Genomic DNA, 2,375 nt, shown 5'->3' with positions numbered 1-2,375 from the left:
GGGCCATCACCGATGCCGAGATTGCCAACGTCGCGCGCGACAAGGCGTCGCAGACGGGCGGGCTCGATCCCTTGACGGGCTTGCCCACCCGCGCGGTGCTGCTGGACCGCCTGGAGAGCGCGATCTTCAATTCGAAGCGGCATGGCAACCGCGTCGCGTTGCTCTTTCTCGACCTCGACGGCTTCAAGCAGGTCAACGACGAGCAGGGTCACGCCGCAGGCGACCAGGCGCTCCAGCGGGTGGCCGATTGCCTGCGGACGGTCGTGCGCGAGACCGACACCGTCAGTCGCCATGGGGGTGACGAATTCCTGATCGTGCTCGCCGAGGTGGCGCTGGCGGCCGACGCCGCCATCGTCGCGGAGAAGGTGAACGCGGCCCTGCGCGAACACGATCCCGCCGGCCGTGCTGACCTGCGCCTGACGGCGAGCATCGGCATCAGCGTCTATCCGGAGGACGGGGCGGATGCCAAGACCTTGATCGACCGCGCCGACCAGGCGATGTACTTCGCCAAGAAGCAGGCGCTCGGCGGGTTCGTGTTCTACGCGGACCAGGCCACCGGCCAGTCGAGCCTGCCGGCCCCGTCCGTCCGGGCGCAACACCAGCGGATGACCCACCACGAGCTGGAGATGGCCGGCCACGAGCTGCAGCAGGCGCACCTGCGCGAAGCGAACGAACAGCTGGTGATGGCCGCGCTCGGTGCGCAGGAGCTGCTGGCCGCGGCAGAGGAAACGCGGCGCCGACAGGCGACCTTGCTGGCCTGGGTGGCCAACGAGTTGCGCAGTCCGTTCGCACCCATCCGGCTGGCCGCCGCGGCCCTGGGCAGGCCGGACGCCGCGAGCACCTTGTTGCCGCGCGCCCAGGCGATCATCGAGCAACAGGTCGACAAGATCCTGGGTCTCGTGAGCGGGCTTCTCGATCCCCCGTCGCGTGGCGAGGCCCCGTTGCCGGCGGGGCGGCAGAGCTTCGACGCGGCCGCGTCCATCGGCGTGGCCGTGGACGCCTGCCGACCCGCCGTCGAGGAGCGGGCGCAGACCCTGGACCTGACGATCTCCGGCCCCCTGAGGATCGACGCCGACCCGACGTTCCTCATCCAGACGCTGATGAGCCTGATCAGCCAGGCGTCGGCCTGCACCGGCCTCGCAGGACGCATCCGCTGCGCGGCCGAAGTGGCCGAGGGCCGGCTGTGCCTGACCGTCGTCGCAACGCCGGTCGATGGCGGGCCGGGGCATCAGTTCAGTGCGGCGCTTCCGGCTTCTCCCCAGTTGGCGTGATCACGCCGGTGGATCGCGTCGAGCTGCGCCGCGCTGCCGGTGGCCCACACCTCGGCCCCATGCGCACGCGCCAACTGCACCGCAATGTGCCCGACACCGCCGGCCCCGCCGTGCACCAGCACGCGATCACCGGGCTTCACCCGTGCGCGATCCACGAGCCCTTCCCACGCCGTGATCGTGACCAGCGGCAGCACGGCTGCCTCGCGCGGTGACAGCGCGGCCGGCCGCAGCGCCAGCAGCCGTGCATCCACCGCGATGAAGCCGGCCAGCGTGCCCGCATGCCCGCCGACGCCGCCGACCATGCCGAACACCTCGTCGCCCGGCTGCAGATGCGATACGCCGGCGCCGACCGCGCGCACGGTGCCGGTCATGTCGATGCCCAGCACGGCCGGCAGCGGCTGCCGCGCATGGGCGGCCTGGCCGGCTCGGATCTTCGCGTCGAGCGGGTTCAGGCCGCTGGCCCGGACCTCGACGAGGACCTGGCCCGCGCCGGCCGACGGCATCGGCATCTCGCGCACGGTGAAGGGCGCGCCGGCCGCATCGACGAAGGCGGCGGTGGTGTGGGCTGGAAGGGGAGTGAAGGACGACATGGAGTGGAGCGACGTGAAGGTGTTCCTCGCGGTCGCGCGCGAGGGCTCGCTCGGCGGTGCCGCGCGGCGCATCGGCCAGACGCAGCCGACGATGGGGCGGCGCCTGCGCGCGCTCGAGGAGTCGCTCGGCCAGCGGCTGTTCCAGCGCGGCAGCGCCGGCTTCGTGCTGACCGAGGAAGGGCAGTCGGTGCTGCAGCATGCGCAGCGCATCGAGGAGGAAGCGCTGGCGATCGAGCGCCGCCTCGCCGACGGCCAGGTGGCGTTGAGCGGCCTGCTGCGGATCTCGTCGTCGGACTGGTTCGGCGTGCACCTGCTCGCGCCGTGGTGCGCCGCGTTCATGGACCAGCACCCGCAGGTGACGATCGAGCTGATCACCGACAGYCGGCTGTTCAGCCTGGCGCGGCGCGAGGCCGACCTGGTGTTCCGCATCGCCCCGTTCAGTGAGCCCGAGGTCGTGCAGCGGCGCTTCATGCACCTCGACTACGGCCTGTACGTCGCGAGCACCCGCCGGGGC

The 2,375-nt window shown here is 71.9% G+C and carries 3 protein-coding genes; 2 read left to right on the top strand and 1 reads right to left on the bottom strand.

What is annotated here, in order from left to right; genetic code table 11:
* Positions 1-1,271: diguanylate cyclase domain-containing protein (locus AC1D15_RS27465; protein ID WP_477828496.1), on the top strand; the 1,271-nt coding region annotated here is incomplete at its 5' end.
* On the opposite strand, the gene AC1D15_RS27460 is transcribed toward AC1D15_RS27465, so the two are convergent.
* Positions 1,229-1,861: an alcohol dehydrogenase catalytic domain-containing protein gene (locus AC1D15_RS27460; protein WP_477828495.1), complete on the bottom strand. Its 633-nt coding sequence runs from the start codon at positions 1,859-1,861 to the stop codon at positions 1,229-1,231. The genes AC1D15_RS27465 and AC1D15_RS27460 overlap by 43 nt on opposite strands.
* Between AC1D15_RS27460 and AC1D15_RS27455 the strand changes: the two genes are divergently transcribed.
* Positions 1,860-2,375: LysR family transcriptional regulator (locus tag AC1D15_RS27455; RefSeq protein WP_477828497.1), on the top strand; the 516-nt coding region annotated here is incomplete at its 3' end. The genes AC1D15_RS27460 and AC1D15_RS27455 overlap by 2 nt on opposite strands.

Source organism: Rhizobacter sp. P2_H2, assembly GCF_056403375.1.
The sequence above is the reverse complement of the archived record's forward strand: the minus strand, read 5'-3'. Positions and strand labels throughout refer to the sequence as shown.

Coding starts and splice junctions, on each gene's coding strand:
- AC1D15_RS27460 (WP_477828495.1), bottom strand. CDS start 1,861: ATGTCGTCCTTCACTCCCCTTCCAGCCCACACCACCGCCGCCTTCGTC.